The 2,982-nt window shown below is 72.2% G+C and carries 3 protein-coding genes and 1 pseudogene; 2 read left to right on the top strand and 2 right to left on the bottom strand.

Features of this window, described 5'->3' with window-relative positions; all coding sequences use genetic code 11:
• On the bottom strand, nucleotides 1–821 hold an 821-nt coding region (gene ligD, locus J0670_RS34445), incomplete at its 3' end, for a non-homologous end-joining DNA ligase (RefSeq protein ID WP_207816340.1).
• Between the two features lie 218 nt (nucleotides 822–1,039).
• Here ligD and J0670_RS34440 point away from each other — a divergent pair.
• Nucleotides 1,040–1,474 (top strand): CBS domain-containing protein, encoded by a 435-nt coding sequence (locus J0670_RS34440; RefSeq protein WP_207816339.1) that lies wholly within the window; start codon nucleotides 1,040–1,042, stop codon nucleotides 1,472–1,474.
• 99 nt (nucleotides 1,475–1,573) lie between these two features.
• On the opposite strand, the pseudogene J0670_RS34435 reads toward J0670_RS34440, so the two are convergent.
• Nucleotides 1,574–1,960 (bottom strand): annotated as a pseudogene (locus tag J0670_RS34435) (transglycosylase family protein); the annotation flags it as partial.
• A 475-nt stretch (nucleotides 1,961–2,435) separates the two neighbouring features.
• Here J0670_RS34435 and J0670_RS34430 point away from each other — a divergent pair.
• Nucleotides 2,436–2,982, top strand: a 547-nt coding sequence (locus tag J0670_RS34430; RefSeq protein WP_207816338.1) for a universal stress protein, incomplete at its 3' end; no start/stop codon positions are given.

Raw genomic sequence — 2,982 nt, 5'->3', positions numbered from 1 at the left:
GCCAGCCGGGCGGGCACCTCGGCGAGGGTGAAGACCAGCTCCTCCTCCCGGCCCGCCCGCTCCAGCTCCTCCCAGGACAGCGGGGTGGAGACGGTCGGCGTCGGGCGGGCCCGCAGGGTGTACGGGGCGGCGGTGGTCTTCCTGGCGTGGTTCTGCGACCAGTCGACCAGCACCCGGCCCCGGCGCCGGGCCTTGGCCATGGTGTGCACCACCAGCTCCGGGTGCTCGGCCTCCAGTGCGGCGGCCAGCGCCTTCGCGTACCCGGAGACGGCGGGGCTGGGCGTGGGCTCGATCGGCACCAGCAGGTGCAGGCCCTTGGAACCGGAGGTCTTCACCCAGGCCGACAGGCCGTCCGCCGCCAGCCGCTCGCGCAGCAGCAGGGCCACCGTCCGGCAGGTGAGGACGTCGGCGCCCTCGCCCGGATCGAGGTCCAGGACCAGCCGGTCGGCCAGGCCCGGTGCGGCCGCGTGCCACTGCGGGACGTGCAGTTCCAGGCAGCCCAGGTTGGCGGCCCACAGCAGCGCGGCGCCGTCCTCCAGCACCACCTGCCGAAGGCCCCCGTCGGTGCTGGGGACCTCGACGGTGCGCACCCAGCGCGGGGTGCCGGCGGGCGGGTTCTTGGCGACGAACACCTCCGCCTCGACGCCGTCCGGGCAGCGGAGGAAGGAGACCGGGCGGTCCCGCAGGTGGGGGAGCAGAGCGGTGTGCACGGCGGCGTAGTAGTTCAGCACCTCGCCCTTGAGGGTGCCGGTGCGCGGGTAGTAGACCTTGTCGAGGTGGGAGAGGGCGAGGGTGCGCCCGTCCACGGTCAGCTGTGGCATGGGCCGGTCTCCGAAGGCTGCGTTCGGCCCCCCGCAGTCAGTCTGCGCCGCGGCTCCCGGGGCCGCAGGGACGGCCCCGCTCCCGGTGCCGGCGGCCCGGGGTCGCGGGCGGGCGGGCTGCTGCTTATGGTGAGGGCACGGCCACCTCGGGTGCCGCACGGCCGCCGGGGGCCGCAGAGGGGGGAACGTCGGGGGGTAACACCGACGAAGGAGTCCCCGTGACCACTGCCCGAGACATCATGCACACCGGCGCCCAGTGCATCGGCGCCCACCAGACACTGGACGAGGCCGCGCGCATGATGCGCGACAAGAAGGTGGGCGCGCTGCCGATCTGCGGCGACGACCAGAAGCTGCACGGCATCATCACGGACCGCGACATCGTGCTGCGCTGTCTGGCCGAGGGCAAGGACCCGGCCAAGACGACGGCGATCGAACTGGCGGGCCACCTGCACTGCGTGCGCGCCGAGGACAGCATCGAGACGGTGCTCAAGAAGATGGAGCAGCACCAGATCCGGCGCATCCCGGTGATCGACGGCGACCGGCTGGTCGGCATGATCAGCGAGGCCGACCTGGCGATGGGCCACCGCGAGGGCCACCGGCTGACGGACCAGCAGATCCTCGAGTTCATGGACAGCGTCTACATGAAGCGGTGACGCCGCACAGCCGCTGAGGAGAGACACGCGAAGCCGCCGCACCCGGGAGGGGTGCGGCGGCTTCGTGCGTGCAGGGGGTGAGGCGTGGCCTTACTTGCCCAGGCCGGCCTTGACGGAGCAGATCGGCCAGGCACCGGGGCCCTGGGCGGCGAGGACCTTCTCGCCGATGGCGATCTGCTGGGCCTTGGTGGCCTGGTGCGCCTGCGGGGCGTACGCGGTGCCACCGAAGGCGGCCCAGGTGCTGGAGGTGAACTGCAGACCGCCGAAGAAGCCGTTGCCGGAGTTGACGGCCCAGTTGCCGGTCGCCTCACAGGCGGCGACCTTGTCCCAGACCGAAGCCGGCGCGGCGGAGGCGCTGGTGGCCGTGACGAGGCCGGCCACCGGCAGGGCGGTGACCGCCCCGGCCATCAGAGCCATCCGGACGCGGTTGCGGCGCTTCGGGGTGGCAGTGGTGGTGGCAGCGGCGGTCTCGTTACGGAAGGTCATGGAGTTCCTTTCGGAGGGGGGCAGCGGGCGCGCGGAACCAGGCCCTCGGAAGGCCGTCGGTCTCGGGGACACGTCGCTCGCGTGGTTCGGCACCGTCCTGCTCGGGGGCGGTGGGGCCCGGCCGGAGCGGATCGCTCGGTGCAACGAGTTCGAAGGTACGGGGGCCGTTGTGGCGGTTTCAAGGATTCGAAGGTTTAGGCACGTCAGAGGGTTGTTACCGAAGGTAAGGATCAAGGAAATGTTGTGATTTAGCCTGATTTGCGCCTATTTTCAAGATCAAATCACCCGTCGAAGTGGCCTGGGCCACTCCGAAACCGGTGTGAGGCCGCGCACATCATCGACAGAGCGTGACGGCCCCCCGGCCCCCGGTGCCGGATCCGTCACCGCGGCAGCCGCCCCGGGTGGCCCGGGCCACAGCCCTCACTCCGAGCGCCCGGCTCGGTCACTCCGGGTGGCGGGGCATAGCCTTCGGCTCATGAGCAAAGAGAGCGATGCGGTGGATCCGGACGCGGCGGACGCCGAGGGCATCAGGGGAGAGGGCATCGAAGGAGGGGACCACGAGGCGGCGGTCGCCCCGAAGGGCTTCGAGCTGGGGACGGACGGGCCCAAGGTCGTCCTGGCGGGCCTGGACGGCTCCGACTCCTCCTGGCGCGCCACCGCCTACGCCGCCGGACTCGCCCGCCGCCAGGGCGCCGTCCTCGCCGTGGCGTACATCCAGCCGATACTCGGCGCCGCGACCGCGCTGGCCGGGGCCGCCGTGGAGGAGACCACCCAGGAGATCGCCGACGAGCTGCTGGCCGCACTGCGCGAGGCCGAGCACCGGGTCCGCGAGGTCTGGAAGGTGGACTGGCGCTTCCTCACCATGCGCGGCGACCCGTACACCGGCCTGGCCAAGCTCGCCGACGAGCTGCGCGCCGACGCCGTGGTGGTCGGCGTCTCCGAACAGGCCGGGCACAAGGTGATCGGCTCGGTGGCCGTCCGACTGGTCAAGGCGGGCCGCTGGCCCGTGACCGTCGTCCCGT

Origin of the sequence: Streptomyces sp. FH025, from assembly GCF_017427025.1 — a bacterium.
GTDB lineage: Bacteria > Actinomycetota > Actinomycetes > Streptomycetales > Streptomycetaceae > Kitasatospora.
The sequence above is the reverse complement of the archived record's forward strand: the minus strand, read 5'-3'. Positions and strand labels throughout refer to the sequence as shown.